We start from the raw sequence: 259 nt of genomic DNA on the forward strand, positions 1-259 counted from the left end.
CAGCAGTTCTTCGGTTTTGATGGTTTCGGTTAGCGTCGCCAGGTGGTCAAAGTCGTCCTGCTGGGCATTTTGCGCAGGCATTACCTGCAACAACATACCGCCTGCAGCCGGTTTGCCGTCTACGTCGCCGGTGCGAATAAACAGGCGCGTCGGCAGCTGTTCAGAACGCATAAAGTAATCTTCCAGGCAGGCCGCCAGGGTATCACCTTCCAGACCAACTACGCCCTGATAGCGTTCGCCTTCGCTCGGGGTAATGGTG

Annotated in this window: 1 protein-coding gene; it reads right to left on the reverse strand. The window is 56.8% G+C overall.

From position 1 onward, the window contains the following. A partial coding sequence (locus SB756_RS31975) for an Hsp33 family molecular chaperone HslO (RefSeq protein WP_410913487.1) occupies window positions 1-259 on the reverse strand: 259 nt, incomplete at both ends.

The sequence above is a fragment of the Pseudomonas sp. SIMBA_068 genome (assembly GCF_046534705.1).
GTDB lineage: Bacteria > Pseudomonadota > Gammaproteobacteria > Pseudomonadales > Pseudomonadaceae > Aquipseudomonas > Aquipseudomonas putida.